The 20,195-nt window shown below is 36.9% G+C and carries 7 protein-coding genes; 4 read left to right on the forward strand and 3 right to left on the reverse strand.

The genetic code is table 11. The annotated features are described in order from the left end of the window. Nucleotides 1–29: 29 nt before the first annotated feature. Nucleotides 30–10,181, reverse strand: a complete 10,152-nt coding sequence (locus BLT57_RS12760; RefSeq protein ID WP_157717189.1) for a T9SS type A sorting domain-containing protein — start codon at nt 10,179–10,181, stop codon at nt 30–32. Nucleotides 10,182–10,551: 370 nt separating this feature from the next. After that, a complete protein-coding gene (gene hutH / locus BLT57_RS12770) occupies nt 10,552–12,063 on the reverse strand; it encodes a histidine ammonia-lyase (protein WP_091426195.1) in 1,512 nt (503 codons plus the stop codon). A 127-nt stretch (nt 12,064–12,190) separates the two neighbouring features. Here hutH and BLT57_RS12775 point away from each other — a divergent pair, with 127 nt between their 5' ends. Further along, nucleotides 12,191–13,570, forward strand: coding sequence for a TlpA disulfide reductase family protein (locus BLT57_RS12775; protein ID WP_091426825.1), 1,380 nt, complete (start codon nt 12,191–12,193; stop codon nt 13,568–13,570). Nucleotides 13,571–13,630: 60 nt separating this feature from the next. Here BLT57_RS12775 and BLT57_RS12780 read toward each other — a convergent pair whose 3' ends face one another. Further along, on the reverse strand, nt 13,631–15,178 hold the full coding sequence (locus BLT57_RS12780; protein WP_091426197.1) for an NAD(P)H-hydrate dehydratase: 1,548 nt from the start codon (nt 15,176–15,178) through the stop codon (nt 13,631–13,633). A gap of 318 nt (nt 15,179–15,496) precedes the next feature. On the opposite strand from BLT57_RS12780, the gene thrA reads away from it, so the two are divergent. Genes thrA through thrC form a run of 3 tightly spaced genes read left to right on the forward strand, consistent with a single transcriptional unit; the run spans nt 15,497 to nt 20,169 of the window. Next, a complete protein-coding gene (thrA, locus tag BLT57_RS12785) occupies nt 15,497–17,941 on the forward strand; it encodes a bifunctional aspartate kinase/homoserine dehydrogenase I (RefSeq protein WP_091426198.1) in 2,445 nt (814 codons plus the stop codon). Beyond that, nucleotides 17,941–18,861 (forward strand): homoserine kinase, encoded by a 921-nt coding sequence (locus BLT57_RS12790; RefSeq protein ID WP_091426200.1) that lies wholly within the window; start codon nt 17,941–17,943, stop codon nt 18,859–18,861. The genes thrA and BLT57_RS12790 overlap by 1 nt, the downstream gene beginning before the upstream one ends. Continuing rightward, complete coding sequence (gene thrC / locus BLT57_RS12795; RefSeq protein ID WP_091426201.1) at nt 18,862–20,169, forward strand: threonine synthase; 1,308 nt, start codon at nt 18,862–18,864, stop codon at nt 20,167–20,169. Nucleotides 20,170–20,195: the final 26 nt, after the last annotated feature.

Here is a 20,195-nt window from a genome sequence, read left to right on the forward strand (position 1 = left end):
AGGGAATAATGTCCCTAATTATTTATCAATTACTTCTTACCAGAAGATACGATCTTCTTAGTAACAGAACCTTGATTAGTTGTCAACTTCACATAGAACAATTGGTTTGAGTATCTAGATAAATCGAAAGTCGATGTACCTTTAGATCCTGTAACATATCTAGTGTTAGTTTCAGTGAATACTAATAAACCTTTAGTATCAAATAACTCAATAGTTACGTTAGTTTCAAACTCAAATGAGTATGCAATATTAACTTCTTTATCAAATGGTACTGGATAAGCAGTAAAGTCTATCTCAGTTCCTGCAGTTCTAGCTTGAGGTGCACCACAAGCCACATTCACAGCGAATGTGAATCCTGATACAGAGCTATCACTATCAAATGTAACGTATACTGAATCTCCAGTTGTTGTTACAGATTGACCTATTAAGTTTCCATCAAATGCGCCAAGGAATGGTGCCGTAGCATCAAGACCGTCATAAACAAATATGAAATCAAATCCTGCTTCAGTTGAACCATCAAAATTAATTGTTAATGGATCTCCTGTACTAGACGTAAATGCCCATTCTAGGAATTGATTGTTTTCAGTACCTATTACTTCAACAGTCTCTCCTGGTCCACCACATTCAACGATAGTTGCTCCAGTCTCACAAGATGCATTCACAGCGAATGTGAATCCTGATACAGAGCTATCACTATCAAATGTAACGTATACTGAATCTCCAGTTGTTGTTACAGATTGACCAGTTAAGTTTCCATCAAATGCGCCAAGGAATGGTGCCGTAGCATCAAGACCGTCATATACAAATATGAAATCAAATCCTGCTTCAGTTGAACCATCAAAATTAATTGTTAATGGATCTCCTGTACTAGACGTAAATGCCCATTCTAGGAATTGATTGTTTTCAGTACCTATTACTTCAACAGTCTCTCCTGGTCCACCACATTCAACGATAGTTGCTCCAGTCTCACAAGATGCATTCACAGCGAATGTGAATCCTGATACAGAGCTATCACTATCAAATGTAACGTATACTGAATCTCCAGTTGTTGTTACAGATTGACCAGTTAAGTTTCCATCAAATGCGCCAAGGAATGGTGCCGTAGCATCAAGACCGTCATATACAAATATGAAATCAAATCCTGCTTCAGTTGAACCATCAAAATTAATTGTTAATGGATCTCCTGTACTAGACGTAAATGCCCATTCTAGGAATTGATTGTTTTCAGTACTTAATACTTCAACAGTCTCTCCTGGTCCACCACATTCAACGATAGTTGCTCCAGTCTCACAAGATGCATTCACAGCGAATGTGAATCCTGATACAGAGCTATCACTATCAAATGTAACGTATACTGAATCTCCAGTTGTTGTTACAGATTGACCAGTTAAGTTTCCATCAAATGCGCCAAGGAATGGTGCCGTAGCATCAAGACCGTCATATACAAATATGAAATCAAATCCTGCTTCAGTTGAACCATCAAAATTAATTGTTAATGGATCTCCTGTACTAGACGTAAATGCCCATTCTAGGAATTGATTGTTTTCAGTACTTAATACTTCAACAGTCTCTCCTGGTCCACCACATTCAACGATAGTTGGAAGAGTTTCACAAGTTACTGATAACTCATATGCTCCAGTTTGTCCATTGAATCCAGACACAAATACCTTGTATTCTTGACCTTCAACAGTATCAAATACTATTTGAGAATGAAGATTACTATGTATACAATTAGTATCATTTGACGTATCATCATTATTAGCTACACAAGTTACACCACAATCAGAATACACACTTAAGTACGTATCATACGTCGTGTTGGCACTACATGTACTAATAGTTGCTGTTTGACCAGTTCCTACTAATGTATACCAATCACCTGAGTTACTTCCAATAGACGTACAGTCTTGATTATCGTATTCTGGAACTCCAGTTACAGATGTATCTCCGCTGATTACGTCACCACAAGCAATTTCTGCAGCTACTTCACAAGCGTCGAGGCATTCTACAGATAATTCAAATGCTCCTGTACCGCCAGCGAATCCAGATACAAAGATTTTGTATTCTTCACCTGCAACAGTATCAAATTCTATTTGAGAATGCAAATTGCTATGTACACAATTAGTGTCATTTACAGTATCATCATTATCAGCTACACAAGTAATTCCACAATCAGAATAAGCACTTAAGTACGTATCATACGTTGTGTTTTCACTACATGTACTAACAACTATTGGACTTCCTGTTCCGACAACTGTATACCATTGACCTAAACCTTCTCCAAAAGAAGTACAGTCTTGACCGTCTACTTGAGGGCCACCAGTAACAGATGTATCACCGCTTACAACAGCGCCACAATCTAATACCTCAGCATTATCACAAGTACTTAATTCAACAGACCATGTATACGTTACATCACAAGACGCAGTATTATCACAACCATCATTAGCTGTAAACGTACGTACTAAAGTGTAATCTCTAGTTGGTACTGAACCTACAGAATAGGTTAGGTTGTCTAAACATCCATAGTTATTACCGAAATCTTGAACTACAAAGTCTAAACTTGTAATTCCAGTCTCCGTAAGCGTAACGATGTTACCTGCATCTCCATTTCCATTTACAGAAAGAACCGAAGTTCCTCCATCATGGTTTACGGTAACCTCTACAAGTGTATTATCTGCAATTGCAAATGACACATCAAATGCTGGTACAGCGAATGAAATAGTTGCACTAGGATCATTACCACCCACATCTGCTGAAGATTGAGCTGTGTTCCAAACTAATGAATTAGGAGTAGATAAGGCAGCACAATTAAATGTTGACGTATCTAATACTTCCCAGTTCCCAGCAGTTAATGATGCGTAAGGAGATGTGAAGTAATCATTAGTAGAAGTGTTTTGAACAGAGAAAAGTGAAGGAGCAAATAGCCCATCAAAATTCTCAGTATACGTCTCAGCAGCACTACCCTCATTAACTACAGATGTTAAATTATCTGAGAAATCCTGAGTATCACCACCTACTTGACAGTTGTCAGTATAAGGCGCCTTATCAGCAAATCCTGATGGCGTTTGAGTAACGACACCAAAGTCTTGACCTTCTGGGCACTCTACTATAGGATCAGTATCATCAACGATGATAAATGTACAATCGAATGGTAAAGATACGTTTCCACAAAGATCTTCAACTTCCATAGTTAATACTATAGTTGTAGAACAATCATCAGTTGGCGTAGCCACGTTGCTTACAACTCTGAAAATTAATTCATCCTCGTCAGCACAGTTATCAGTATAACATCCTAGGAAGGCAGTACCTTGACCTATGTCTCCTATACTCACTCCTGCTACAGTCCATGATGTATCTCCTGCAGAGACTTCATCACCTTGTTGTAATGAAATTACAGCATCTGCTGGGCAAGCTGCGCCAGCATCAGTACCAATAACTACAGCTTCAACAGGACATCCTCCAGTTGGAGCTTCTTCGTCTAATCCTTCATAGTTAATCTTAACAGGATCAGAAATAAGTCCACAAGCATCTTCAGCTGTGTAGATGAATACTTTCAACCACTGACAGTCAGAACCGAATTCTTGAACTGTTTTAGTTATGATTAAATCATCAGTACTTGTACAGTTATCAGAGAACATTGCTCTCATATCTTCTGCACTTGGCTCACCTAATTCAGCATCAAAACATAACGTTGTATTAGTAAATGAATCATCTAATTCACCGTTATAAACAGGCTTCATAGTATCAGCTCCACTATTTACGATAGTTACGTTATCTGCGAAGTTTCCACAAGAATCTTCAACAGTAAATGTGTAAGTCGCAGTCCATGCACAATCAGTACCTTCAATAATAGGCTCTAATGGTGACACTAATACTTCTCCACATGTTTCAGTGTATGCTGCAGCGATTTGATTCATAACTTCTGGAGATACTCCAGGGTTATCACTTAAGCACTGTAATCCAGTAACACCTGTTGGTAATGTTCCTACTAATACAGGAGCACTATCATCACCACCGAAGTAGCTAATTTTGATGTTATTTGCGAAGTTATCGCAATCATCAGAAATTGTGTATACATAGAATACTGCCCATTGACAATCTGAACTTTCAACTATAGTTTCTTCTTTAGTTACATTCACATTACCACAGTTATCTTCAAATAACTCTATGATTGTTGCAATAGATGGTCCTACTGGACGATCTGCGAAACAAGCATCAATAAATGACTCACCACCTGGTGCTTCACCTACTAACATTGGTGCAGTTTCATCAACAACAGTAACAACATGTTTAGCTGTTATTGTTCTATTACAATCATCAGTATATGTAAAGTTTACTTCAAACGTTCCACAGCTTCCTTCGAAAGCATCTGCTTCACCTTGAACTTCTCCTGCAATCTCACAAGCGCCAGTTCCACCATTTGAATATGATAAGAATTGTGGTTCATAAGTTGCTAAATCTTCACAAGCGATAGTCACATCAATGATTTCTGCAAATACAGCTTCTGGAGCTGGTTCAACAGTAATCACTTTTTGTGCAGTAATAGTTCTATTACAATCATCAGTATATGTCCAGTCTAAGAATAAAGTACCACCACACTCATCGTATGATCCACTTAATACAGCTGGTACAGAACCTGCGATTTCACAAGCGCCATTGCCACCATTAGTGTAGTTCAAGAACGTTCCACCAACTACAAAGTCAGAAATTGTTAATACTCCTGGTCCTGCAACACCATCTTGACTAGTTACGCTAAATCCAATCACATCTCCAGCAGCACAGTTTACAGAAACTGATCCTGATTGATTATCTGGCCCGTTAGAATCAGTTAACTCAATAACAGCTACTCCATTTACATAGAACGCTGGATCCCAGAATGCACTATCTGTTGTATTAAAATCCCAACTAAAGCTATAGTTTCCGCTTGTAGGACATGTAGCAGTAGCAATTACTGGTACATCGTTTGAACCATCAGCAGCTCCTGTTATAGTCATATCAGTTGCTGTAATAGCGATAGTTCCATCGGTTCCACCAGTATTAATTGACCAGTTTCCTGGTGCAAAATCACCAACAAATCCTTCTACAATCGTAGCATTTATTACAACAGCAGCAGCTTCTTCACATGACACAGTCATATCCTCAACAGGATCGAATGCTGCCATAGGTGCTGGTTCAACAGTAATTGTCTTTTTCGCTGTGATTGTTCTATTACAATCGTCAGTGAATGTATAATCTACTTCTAATATACCACCACACTCATCGTATGATCCAGTAACTTCACCAGCAACTTCACCAGAGATTTCGCAAGCTCCAGTTCCACCGTTAGTATAAGATAGACAACCTGGTCCACCAACAACTACGTTATCTACATAGATGGTAAAGTCTGATGGCTCAGCCCAAGTGTTAGCAGCAGCATCCCAACCAGGGAATAATGCTAATAATCCATATGCCTGATCTCCAATGTTACCATTAACAAGTTGATCTTGTTCAAACGACACAGTTATTGTTTGCCATTGTCCTACGTTAGTGTATGATCCAGCAGTTTCAGCAAAGTCATCTGGCGAAGTTTCTACTTTCACTAAGATATCAAATGCTTGATCTGCTAATACATCAATCTTTACAGATTTGGTATTAGTTAGATCAATATTATTGACTAAACTAGCACCTTGCCATGGATTTCCTGCAGCTTGAGAAATAAGCTCTAATACTTGGTTATTACCATCCTGAGGATCGGCAGTAACAGCAGCACTAGCTAAACCTTCAAATGCAGTTATTACACCTGGGTTTGTGAAGTCTTCAACTAAAGTTGAACTCACAAAAGCAGCAGCTTCTTCACATGAGATTGTCATGTCTTCAACTGCTTCAAATTCAGCTTGAGGTGCTGGTAAGACTGTAATTACTTTTTTAGCTGTGATTGTTCTGTTACAATCATCAGTATACGTCCAGTCTACTTCTAAAGTACCACCACACTCATCGTATGATCCACTTAATTCACCTTCAACAGATCCTGAGATCTCACAAGTACCAGTTCCACCATTTGTATATGATAAAGAACCTGGTTCGAATACATTAGCGTCTTCACATGTAATTTCCATGTCAATAACGTCTTCGAATTCAGCTTGAGGTGCAGGTAAGACAGTAATCACTTTCTTAGCTGTGATTGTTCTGTTACAATCATCTGTAAACGTATAGTCTACTTCTAATGTACCACCACACTCATCGTAAGTACCACTTAATTCACCTGGTACAGATCCTGAGATCTCACAAGCGCCAGTTCCACCATTTGTATATGATAATGGCATCATACTTCCAACTGCAAAGTTTGAAATAGTTAATGTTCCAGCACCGGCAATACCGTCTTGTGAATTTACGCTAAATCCAATCACATCTCCAGCAGCACAGTTTACAGAAACTGATCCTGATTGCGCTGATAAGCCATCATCAGTTAACTGAATCACAGCCACTCCATTTACATAGAATGCTGGATCCCAGAATGCAGAACTATCATCAGTAGTAAAGTCCCAACTGAAACTATACACTCCACTAGTAGGGCAAGTTGCTGAAGCAATTACATTGCTACCTACACCATTATTACCTCCAACAATAGTCATGTCAGTTGCAGTAATGTTTATAGATCCATCAGAACCACCTAAATCTTGTATCCAATTTTCAGGAGCAAAATCACCTGCAAATCCTGTAGAGAAGTCGTCAACAAAAGCAGCAGCTTCTTCACATGAAATCGTCATGTCAATAACGTCTTCGAATGCAGCAGCTGGTGCTGGTAATACAGTAACTGTATTACTTGCCGTAATTGTTCTATTACAGTCGTCAGTATACGTCCAGTTTACAAGAATTACACCTCCACACTCATCATAATCTGGTGTAGCTTCTCCTGTTACAGATCCAGAGATCTCACAAGCGCCAGTTCCACCATTTGAATATGTTAATGATCCTGCTTGGAAAGTATTAGCTTCTTCACATGTAATCTCAAATCCATCTACTTGTTCAAATTCAGCCATTGGTGCTGGTTCAACAGTAACTTCTTTTTGAGCTGTAATTGTTCTCTCACAAGCATCAGTATATGTCCAGTTTACAAAAAGAGTACCACCACATTCGTCGTAAGTACCGCTTAATTCACCTGGTACAGATCCTGAGATCTCACAAGCTCCAGTTCCACCATTTGTGTAAGCTAAATCTTGTGCTTCATAAAGTGCAGCATCCTCACATGTAATAGAAAGGTTTTGAACTTCTGTAAATTCAGCAGCTGGTGCTGGTAAAACAGTAATCACTTTCTTAGCAGTGATTGTTCTATCACATTTATCAGTAAATGTCCAGTCAACTTCTAAAGTACCGCCACATTCAGTATATGATCCACTTAATTCACCTACTACAGATCCTGAGATCTCGCAAGCTCCAGTTCCACCATTTGTATATGATAAAGAACCTGGTTCGAATACATTAGCGTCTTCACATGAAATCTCCATGTCAAAAACGTCTTCGAATACAGCAGCTGGTGCTGGATTTACTTTAACTTGTTGGTGAGCAGTAATTGTTCTCTCACAATCGTCAGTATATGTCCAATCGATAAATAATACGCCTCCACACTCATCGTATGTTCCGCTTAATTCACCTAGTACAGATCCTGAAATTTCACAAGCTCCAGTTCCACCATTTGTATATGATAATGAACCTGCTTGGAAAGAATTTGCTTCTTCACATGTAATAGTAATATTTTCAACAGCTTCAAATTGTGCTTGAGGTGCTGGTAAAACAGTAATTGTTTTCTTAGCTGTGATTGTTCTCTGACAAGCATCAGTGTAAGTCCAATCTACAAATAATTCACCACCACATTCGTCGTATGATCCACTTAATTCACCTGGTACAGATCCTGAAATCTCACAAGCGCCAGTTCCACCATTAGTATATGATAATGAACTTGGTTCGAAAGAATTTGCTTCTTCACATGAAATTTCCATGTCTTGAATTGCATCGAATTCAGCAGCTGGTGCAGCTAAAACAGTAATTGTTTTCTTAGCTGTGATTGTTCTCTGACAATCATCAGTGTAAGTCCAATCTACATATAATGTTCCTCCACATTCAGTGTATGATCCACTTAATTCACCTACTACAGATCCTGAGATCTCACATGCTCCAGTTCCACCATTAGAGTATCCTAATGATCCTGGTTCGAAAGAATTTGCTTCTTCACATGAAATTTCCATGTCTTGAATCGCATCGAATTCAGCAGCTGGTGCTGGTAAAACAGTAATAGTTTTCTTAGCTGTGATTGTTCTCTGACAATCATCAGTATAAGTCCAGTCTACTTCTAAAGTACCACCACACTCATCGTATGATCCACTTAATTCACCTGTTACAGATCCTGAAATCTCACATGCTCCAGATCCACCATTAGAATATCCTAATGATCCTGGCTCTAAAGAATTTGCTTCTTCACATGTAATTTCCATATCTTGAATCTCATCGAATTCAGCAGCTGGTGCTGGCTCAACATTAACTTCTTTTTGAGCTGTAATTGTTCTATTACAGTCATCAGTAAATGTCCAGTTTACAAAAAGAGTACCACCACATTCGTCGTAAGTACCACTTAATTCACCTGCTACAGATCCTGAGATCTCACAAGCTCCAGTTCCACCATTTGTATAAGCTAAATCTTGTGCTTCATAAAGCGCAGCAGCCTCACAAGTAATAGAAAGGTTTTGAACTTCTGTAAATGAAGCCATTGGTGCTGGTAAAACAGTCACTACTTTCTTAGCAGTAATTGTTCTTTCACACTCATCTGTAAATGTATAGTCTACTTCAAGAGTACCACCACATTCTGTGTAAGATCCACTTAAAACACCTTCTACAGATCCTTTGATATCACAAGCGCCCGCTCCACCATTACTATAAGATAGGAATCCTGGTTCAAATACATTAGCCTCTTCACATGTAATTTCCATGTCTTGAACTGGGTCAAATACGGCTGGAGGTGTTGGTAAAACTGTAATCGTTTGTATTTGAGACGTTGTACGTCCACAATCATCTGTTACAGAATACGTTCTTAAAATTGTTCCACCAAAGCATGTTCCATCAAATTGACTTTCATCATCAGTTACTACAACATCTACTTTATCAGTACAATTATCTGCACCTGAAACATTTTTTGTATCAGGAGCTGGAATAAGATCAGCACAAGTTACTTCAACATCTTCTGGTACTCCCGTTAATGTTGGATTTTCAAAATCTCCACCATAATAAGTAAGTACTAAGTTTTCTGGTACAAAGTTTCCACAATCATCAGAAATTGTATACGTGTATTCTGCCATCCATTTACAGTCATCTCCTTTAGAAACTCCTGTTTTAACAACATTTACGTTACCACAGTTATCTACAAACAATGCCGCAATATCTTCTTCAGTAGGTCCTTGTTCTTTTTCTAAAAAACATTGGTTTAAAGAATCAGTTACTAGTGGCGGAAGCTCAACATCTTTTCCTAACATAGGAGCTTCTGTATCTCCTCCACTGTAGGTAACATCTAAATCATCTGCGAAATTTCCACAGTCATCAGATATTGTGTATTTGTAAGTAACTGTCCAAGAACAGTCGCTACCTTCTGGAGATCCAGATTTAGTAACATTTACTTCACCACAGTTATCTGAGTACAATGCAGTAATATCTGCAATACTTGGTCCTTCAGGAATATCGTCATAGCATAAAACTAATAGACTACCACCGGTTGGTACCTCAGCATCACCATTAAGTTCTGGTGCTGTACCATCAGCTCCGAAGTATTCAATTTTGAATTGCTCTTCGAACGCTCCACACTTAACATCGTAAGTGATTTCTTTGGTCCAGCCACAATCATTGCCCTCTTCAGTGACAGTAATTGTTACTTCTGGTGTAACTCCGGCACATTCTTCTTGGCCTGAGTACAAATTTTGCACTTCCGCGACAGTAAATCCATCAGGTGCGTCACTTAGACAGCCACTAATTTCCGTACTTCTCGCGAAGCTTTGTTGTGCGAACAACGAACTTGTACTAAACGTCAAAAGCATGAGTAAGACTAACGTCTTCATGCTTCTACTTTGTTTAGTCATAAGATCAATGCTACAACACGATAAATTCGTGATAGATTGCCAGATTTTGGCGCGTCTACCACTTCGAGTAAAATTGCTCATAAACATAACATTTGGTTTTAAATTAAATTATTTAAACATTTATATAGACAATACAAGGATTGTCGGCAAAAGCACAAATACGATATTTGTGCATAAGCTTAAAATTAAATATGACGCACTGCATAAACAGTAAATCATGTTAGGACGCGAGCGCCCTAAATTCATTAAATGTGCTAATAATCAATTGTTATGCTATTAAACAATTTTAGGTAAGAATAGTAAATTGTGTTGCTATTATTCAATTTACTACCAGTCAGAAAATGAGTAAACTCACCTCATCCTAGTTTCAAAAATATATTATAATGTAGTGACTGCCAAATATATTTATTCATTTTTTTGAAATTAAACAGTTGAACATTTTTTTCTGCATTTAGTCGAAGAGCAAGTCATTTTCGATGCAAAAATCATCGATAAAATGTAATGTATCTTGTATCAAATTATAAAATACTTGATCTTCTTCAACAAACGCAACTTTAATTCTATAACTCCTTAAGAACGTTTCAATTATAGGTGACGATTTAAAAGGTCTTCTAAAATAGATGGCTTGTGATGCATTAAGTAATTCAATAGCCAAGATCCGCTCGATATTTACAACTAAACTATAACACTGTGTTGCTGCATTTGCTCCCATACTTACATGATCTTCTTGACCATTACTCGAGACTATACTATCAACGCTTGCAGGTGTTGCTAACTGCTTATTAGCACTCACAATACTTGCTGCTGTATATTGAGGAATCATAAAACCAGAATTTAACCCAGGATTATCTACCAAGAACGTCGGCAATCCTCTTAGACCAGATACCAATTGATAAATCCTTCTTTCAGAAATATTACCCAATTCTGACATCGCAATCTTTAAATAGTCCAAAGCCAATGCTAAAGGTTGACCATGAAAATTTCCTCCTGATATAATTTGATCTTCTTCAACGAATATGTTTGGATTATCGGTTACGGCATTAATTTCTGTTTTAAAAACGTTTCGAACATAATCTAAAGTGTCCTTAGTTGCACCATGCACTTGAGGCATACATCTAAATGAATACGGATCCTGAACATGGTCCTTATGTTTCGAAATCAATTCACTCCCTTCTAAGAACGCTCTTACGCGTTCGGCTGTTTTAATCTGTCCTTTGTGTGGCCTTACGTAATGTACTAGGGCATTAAATGGTTCTATTCTACCATCAAATGCATCCAATGAAATACTTCCAATAAAATCGGCAAAGTAAGATAGTTTATATGATTTCATAAGAAGATGAATTCCATATGCACTCATAAATTGTGTGCCATTTAGCAAAGCTAAACCTTCCTTAGATTGCAATTGAATGGGCTCCCATCCAAATTCTGACAATACGTTCTGAGCATCTTCCTGTTTACCCTTATACATCACCTCGCCTTTGGCGATAAGCGGCAAAGCCAAATGCGCTAGAGGAGCTAAATCTCCAGAAGCTCCTAGAGACCCTTGTGTATATATCACAGGTAATACATCATGGTTATAAAAATCTATTAATCGCTGTACCGTTTGAAGTTGGGCACCACTATGTCCATAACTTAATGACTGAACCTTTAAGAACAACATGAGTTTAACAATGGCTTTAGGCACTTGCTCTCCTATTCCACAAGCATGTGACATGACCAAATTCTCTTGAAGCTGTGTCAAATTCTCATTGGAAATCTTAACATCGCATAAGGATCCAAACCCTGTATTAATTCCGTAAATAGGTTGATCTTGGTTTTTAATTTTATCATCAAGATATGTTCTGCATGTTTCAATCTTATGAATCGCTTCTTTTGAGAGTACAATTTTTTTATTCTGAATTATGATATCATTAATAGTAGAAAGTTCTAATATTTCTGAAGAGATATAATGAATGGTATCCATGGTTCTATTTTACGTGATCAAAAGTGAGAATTAGATTGCTACTTTGCAAGAAATGTTAATAATTAGTAAAGATTCTGATAACATCTTAAGAATCTGTATTTTTGAGTTAATAAACAATTATAAAATTATGAAAAAATTACTTTTTGTATTGATTGCAATTTCTGTGGTTGCTTGCCAGAAGGAACCAAAAATTGATTATGCACTTCTTTCTGGTAATGTCGAAAATTCTCAAGCTACTGTCGCGATCATTAAAAGTGCTGACTTTGAAAAAGAACTTACCATAAACACAGATGGTTCATTCATGGATACGCTGCGTATTCCTGAAAATGGTTTTTACACCCTATCTATTGGACGTGAGTTTACACCGTTATATTTAAAATCTGGGGATAATGTTAGCCTAGGCGTTGATGCACAAAATTTCGATGAATCTATTAAGTATTCAGGTGTCGGTGCATCCGAAAATAATTACCTAGCTACTAAAACCTTGAACAATGGTAAAGTCACGGCAAATGCCGTAGATTTTTACTCTTTGGATGAAGCGGCTTTTAAGACCCAATTAGAAGAAATGCACAAAGAAAATGAATCTCAATTATCTAATTTGACTGATGCTGATGAAGATTTTTTAGCGACTGAAAAACAAAATCTATTGTATGACAATTATGCGATGTTGAGTAATTACGTGCAACGACACGGTTACTATACCAAAAAAGAAGGCTTTGAGGTTTCTGAAGACTTCCTCCCTGAATCTCTAAAAACTATGGTTTTTGATGACGCTAAAGCTTATAAGTCATCACAGTCATATAAAAGCATGGCCTTTGATAAAGTTTTAACAGCAATGTTTGATGAACTTGGGGACGATATTACTGCAATTGGCCCAGAACAGTTAAGTGGTCTAAACGATATCAAAATTCAAGCATTAAAAAATGATGCGATTGATTACTTGGGCAACTTTTTAGTATCCCCTGGAAATTCGCAAATGGAAGCCATATACAACTTCTTCAAAAGTAATACAACCAATGACGATACGATAGCCAAATTAACCGAGACATTTGAAAAAAATAAAAATTTAGTAAAAGGTAAACCGTCACCTCAATTTGCAAATTATGAAAACCATAAAGGTGGTGAAACATCTCTTTCTGATTTAAAAGGTAAATATGTATACATAGATGTATGGGCTACATGGTGTGGACCTTGCATAAGAGAAATTCCTTCACTTAAAGAAGTTGAAAAGAAATTTCATAGTGAGAATATAGAATTTGTAAGCACATCTATTGATCAAGCCAAAGATCATGACAAATGGGTGAGTATGGTCAATGACAAAGAACTTGGGGGATTACAATTAATGGCAGATAATGATTGGAATTCTAAATTTGTGAAAGATTATGCAATTCAAGGTATCCCAAGGTTTATTTTAATTGACCCAGAAGGCAATATCGTAAGTGCTGATGCACCACGGCCATCTGACCCAAAATTAATTGAGTTGTTAGAGGAACAATTAAAAATGTAAATCTCAATCAACAATCCTAAATAAAAAAGCCACTTCATGAAGTGGCTTTTTTATTTAGGATTATTCACTATCCACTTCCTCAACTTGTGGTGGATCTGGTTGCTTAAATAAATCAACATAGGCTTCTCCAATGGCTTCGATAATATAACTAGCTATAAGGCTTTGATAGCCTATATCTTCAATAGCTATATCTCCCGCTCTGCCATGTAAATAAACTCCAAATATAGTTGCGGCTAAAGGTTCATAATTTTGAGAAATTAATCCTGTAATAATACCTGTTAAAACATCACCAGTTCCTGCGGTTGCCATACCTGGATTTCCAGTGGAATTCACATAGTATTTGTCACCAAAAACAGTTATGGTATTCGCGCCTTTAATCACGACAATGACTTTGTGTTTTTTAGAAAACGCTTTAGTTTTTTTTAGCTTATCAAAATCATCTTTCCACGACCCTATCAATCGTTGCAATTCACCTGGATGAGGAGTTAGTACAGATTGTTCTGGCAAATATTTCAATAAGGTCTTTTTCTTCGACACAATATTTAAACCATCAGCATCAACCACCAAAGGTGTTATATTTGATTTCAAGAATTTTTCTAAAGCTGAAATTGTTGCATCATCTGTACCCATACCAATCCCTAAACCAATCACCTTAGGCTCTATATCAAAATTGATATCAGTTATCATCGTTTCATCTTTATCTGTAATCACCATCGCTTCAGGAAAAGCAGTCTGCATGATTTGATAGCCGCATTTAGGAACAAATGCAGTAACTAAACCAGCACCAACAGAGAGCGCAGCTCTACTGGCTAATAACACAGATCCTATTTTGCCATAGCTACCTCCAATAATGAGACTGTGTCCAAAATCGCCTTTATGTGCATATTTTTCCCGAGGCAAATAAATGGGCAATACTTCATTCTTACCAATTAATTCAACTTCGGTTTCGGTGACATATAAAAACTCTCTATCAATACCAATATCAAGCACTTCCCATTGCACCGAAAATTTAGACGTTTGAGGAAGAAAAAACACCAATTTAGGAGACTGAAAACTCAATGTGTAGTTCGCCCAAACCACACCATTATCATCCTCTGGAACTTTATCAGTATACACACCTGATGGAATATCAATAGACAATGTAAATGCTTGGCTGGTTTTAAAATGTACAAATAAGGCTTTTACCCAATCATTAGTAGGTCGATTTAAACCAATACCAAAGATCGCATCTACAATAATATCGTCTTTGTGAATCTCTGGAAAATCTGCTTCACAATTAAGCATTGCAGGCCAGGTTTTAGTCACTTGTTTTATCAGGTCATAATTAACGAGAAAATCCTTAGATCGCTTATCGCTGCAATTCACTACATACGTATGCACATTATAACCATGTGTAATTAAATGTCTAGCAACAACAAGTCCATCTCCTCCATTATTTCCAATACCACAAAACACATGAATTGGGACTTGTGCCCCTTGCATTCTAATATGCAACCAGTTAAAAATTTGCATACCGGCGCGCTCCATTAATTCAGTGGAAGTAATATTTTGTTTTTTAGCTGTAAGCTGGTCACCTTCGTAAATCTGTTCTTTTGAAAATATTTTCATATTAACGCCTTAAAAAATAGTTGTTAAATTATCTGTTTATATCGCTTAACGGTTAATAATCAGCATTTAATTCAGTTTAAACTGAAAAAAATGTAAAATAACCTGTTAAGTTTTTTTATTCTTGTAAAAATAATACATTTGAAAGGTATAGACTATTATTTATGCAAAACCTAAAACAAATATCAAAACACACCAATTTCACTATTGCTGTTGCTATAACTACTGCAACAACCCTTAGGGGTTCATAGTCTATTATTTCACATTACAAGTCCTTAATCAGGCATCAAATCATACCCAACTCAATTATAAATAACTACAATGAATGTTTTAAAATTTGGAGGAACGTCAGTTGGTTCAGCAAAGCACATAAATCAAGTCATTTCGATATTGAATACCTATTCAAAACAGGACAAGGTCATCTGCGTAGTCTCTGCCGTTGGTGGGATTACTGATAAATTGTTAAAAGCTGGAGAATTTGCACAACAAAAAGACATCAGTTATATTAAAATTTTTGAAAATATTACCGACACTCATCACAATATTTTATCGGCTTTAATTCCTAAGGAAAATGAGCATGTATTTGCATATATCAATAAAAAATTAGAAGAATTAAAAAGTCTTTTAGATGGTATTTTTTTAATCAATGAAGTGTCACCAAAAACATCTGACAAACTTCTGAGCTTTGGTGAATTATTGTCCTCTTATATTATTGCTCAAACCATGATTTCGAGAGGTCTTGATTGTGTTAGAAAAAACAGCCAAGACCTAATTGTTACCAACGCTACATTCACAAAAGCCGAAGTCAATTATGAGTTAACTAACAAAACTATTCAAGCTTATTTTTCACAAGCCAAAGAACAAATAACTATTCTACCTGGTTTTATTTCCAAGTCCGACACTGGAGAAATAACAACGCTTGGCCGTGGAGGTTCAGATTTTACAGCAGCAATTGTGGCCGCAGCATTAAAAGTAGAACGCTTGGAGATATGGACGGATGTAAGTGGTATGTATACAACCAATCCAAAACTTGTAAAACAAGCCTTTCCAATTCAGCATTTATCCTATCAAGAAGCCATGGAATTATCGCACTTTGGTGCTAAAGTTTTATATCCTCCAACAGTACAACCTGTATTAGATTTAAATATTCCTATTTACATTAAAAACACGCTTGAACCTCAAGCAGACGGCACAAAAATATCATTAGACGCCAATGGTAATGGCAATCCTATAAAAGGAATTACTAATATCAACAATATTGCATTACTCACCTTGCAAGGAAATGGTATGGTTGGGATTCCAGGGTTTTCAAAACGTTTATTTGAGACATTAGCCCAGGAAAAAATCAATATCATTTTCATCACTCAGGCGTCATCTGAACATTCTATTTGTTTTGGTGTTGACATCAATGATTCTCTCAAAGCAAAAGCGGTCATTGACACCACTTTTGAAAATGAAATTTCCTTACACAAAATCGATCCCATTATTGTAGAGACCGATTTATCGATTATTGCTATCGTAGGTGATAATATGAAAAACCACCAAGGAATTAGTGGTCGAATGTTTAGTACTTTAGGAAAAAATAACATCAATATTAGAGCGATTGCTCAAGGTGCCTCAGAGCGTAATATCTCTGCTGTAATTTCCGAAAAAGATGTCAAAAAAGCATTAAATGCACTTCATGAAAGATTTTTCGAGGTTAAAACCAAACAGCTTAATGTCTTTATAACAGGTGTTGGAAATGTTGGTGAACGCTTGGTCGAACAAATCAAACAACAACGCAAATATCTTAAAGAACAATTAAAAATTAACTTGAAGGTCGTTGGCTTATCCAATTCAAGAATGATGATATTTGATGATGGAGGTCTATCGTTAAAAGATTGGAAATCGGATCTATCTTCCGGAGAACCAGCATCTTTAGAAGGTTTTTTACAACGTGCAAAAGATTTAAATTTACGGAATAGTATCTTTGTTGATGTGACTGCGAGTGAGGCGGTTTCAAATTTATATACAGACTATTTAAAACAGAGCATTGCAGTTGTCGCTTGTAATAAAATAGCGTGTTCAAGTAATTTTGAAAATTATAATGAATTAAAATATTTATCCAGAAAATACAATGCCCCATTTTTATTTGAAACCAATGTTGGCGCAGGTTTACCGATCATTGACACCTTAGGTCATTTAATCACTTCTGGTGATAATATCACTTCCATTCAGGCCGTTTTATCTGGAAGTCTCAATTTTGTATTTAATAATTTTGACGACTCCACAAATTTTCATGATGTTGTAAAACAAGCTCAGAAAGAAGGTTATACTGAACCAGACCCGAGAATCGACTTGAGTGGTGTTGACGTCGCTAGAAAAATATTAATTTTAGCGCGTGAAAGCGGAACTGAGATGAACCTTGATGATATTGAAAATGATTCCTTCCTTACGCACAATAATTTAAACAGTGTATCGGTAGAGGATTTCTATACATCGCTGCAAAAGGATGAAGCACACTTTCAACAGCTTTACGCAAAAGCTAGAGCTAAAGGTTGTCAATTAAAATATGTTGCTGAATTCAATAAAGGAAAAGCTAAAGTAGGTCTAAAAGAAATACCTCAAGGTCATCCATTTTACAACCTAGAAGGTAAAGATAATATCGTCATGTACTACACACAGCGTTACCCAGAGCAACCCATGATTATTAAAGGTGCTGGTGCTGGTGCAGATGTGACGGCTTCTGGACTTTTTGCAGACATCATTAGAATAAGAAATAAGTAATGAACGAAATCAGAATTTTCTCTCCCGCTACAGTGGCCAACGTATCTTGTGGATTCGATGTTTTAGGCTTTTGCCTTGACAACATAGGTGATGAGATGGTGATAAGGAAAACAAGTAAAAAAGGGATTCATATTACCAAAATTGAAGGCTATGAATTGCCTTTTGAAGCTGAAAAAAATGTAGCTGGCGTATCTGCTTTAGCTCTTATTGAAGACGCGCAACCTGATTGTGGTTTTGAAATTGAAATTTACAAGCATATCAAACCTGGAAGCGGTGTTGGCAGCAGTTCTGCTAGTGCTGTTGGAAGCGTATTTGGAATTAATGAATTGTTGGGTAAGCCCTATAACAAAACAGAGCTTACCAATTTTGCAATGAAAGGAGAAGCTTTGGCGAGTCAAAGTGAACATGCTGATAATATTGCCCCTGCAATTTTTGGTGGCTTTACCTTAGTAAAAACGGTTTCACCGCTAGAAATTATTCAGCTTCCTACGCCACACAATTTAGTAGCAGTGATTATTCATCCACAAATTGAAATAAAAACTGCAGATGCACGAGCCCTTTTACCTAAAGAAATTCCACTTCAAGATGCGATTACGCAATGGTCTAATGTTGGAAGTTTAATTCATGCTCTGCATACGAGTGATTATGAGCTTCTCAGTAAATCGCTTATTGACGTTGTTGTTGAACCTTACCGTAGTCAGTTGATTCCTCATTTTCAGTCGGTCAGAGCTGCGGCACTAAATCATGGTGCTTTGGGTTGCGGAATTTCTGGATCTGGACCATCCATATTCAGCTTGTGTCATGGTGAAGCGGTGGCTCAAAAGGTCGTTGAAGCCATTACAAATATATATGCGAAAACCGACATCCCGTTTGAAATCTATAAATCTGAAATCAATACCGAAGGCATAAAAATCTTATAAATGAATTATTATAGCTTAAATAGAAAAGCACCCAATACTAATTTTGAAACTGCTGTCATTAAAGGATTAGCTCCTGATAGAGGTCTGTATTTTCCAGAGAAAATTACCGCGCTCCCATCTGCTTTTTATAAAAACATTGATTCCAAATCCTATTCTGAAATTGCATTCGAAGCTATCAAACAGTTTATATGTCCGGAAATTCCTGAGCACCTTTTAAAAACCATCATAGAGGACACCTTGTCCTTTGATTTTCCTATTGTAAATCTGGATGAGAACATTTCTACATTAGAATTATTCCACGGACCAACCATGGCTTTCAAGGATGTAGGCGCACGATTTATGGCACGATGTTTAGGCTATTTCAATCAAAATAACAACAATGATATTACCGTTCTAGTAGCGACGTCTGGTGATACTGGAGGAGCAGTAGCCAATGGATTCTTAGGTGTAAAAGGTGTTAATGTTGTCATTTTATATCCATCAGGAAAAGTTAGTAATATTCAAGAAAAACAGTTGACGACGCTTGGTCAGAATATTACTGCTTTGGAAGTTGACGGTGTGTTTGATGATTGTCAGGACATGGTAAAAAAAGCATTTTTAGATAGCACTATTACCAGTACTATGCAATTGACCTCAGCCAATTCGATTAACGTGGCGAGATGGTTACCTCAACTCTTCTATTTCATGTTTACTTACAAACAATTGCATCAACAGCACGAGAATATTGTGTTCTCAATTCCTAGTGGTAACTTCGGAAATATCTGTGCGGGAATGATCGCGCAACAGTTAGGTTTACCAGTAAAGCATTTTATTGCAGCAAATAATGCGAATAATGTGGTCACCGAATATCTTAAAACCGAAGAATATCATCCTAAACCATCTGTGCAAACGATAAGTAATGCGATGGATGTTGGAAATCCGAGTAACTTTATCCGCATAAAAGAAATCTACAAAAACGATTTTGATCAATTACGATCAAATTTATCGTCGTATAGTTATACCGATAACGAGACCAAATCAGCCCTATTAGAGATGTATAAGCGTTATAACTACGTGGCCGATCCTCATGGTGCAATTGGATACTTAGGCTGTAAGGACTATTTAAAAACACACCATAATGCGCACTGCGTGTTCTTAGAAACTGCACATCCAACTAAATTTTTAGATGTTGTGGAGGACGTAATTGACACTAAAGTAGATTTACCACCACAAATACAAGCCGTCATGCATCAAGAAAAAGTAGCACTACAAATTTCTAATTATGAGCAATTGAAGACCTTTTTATTGCAATCTGTTTCGAAAACATAAGTTGTTTTCATTAATAATTGCATCCT

The sequence above is a fragment of the Formosa sp. Hel1_31_208 genome (assembly GCF_900104785.1).
Classification (GTDB): Bacteria; Bacteroidota; Bacteroidia; order Flavobacteriales; family Flavobacteriaceae; genus Psychroserpens.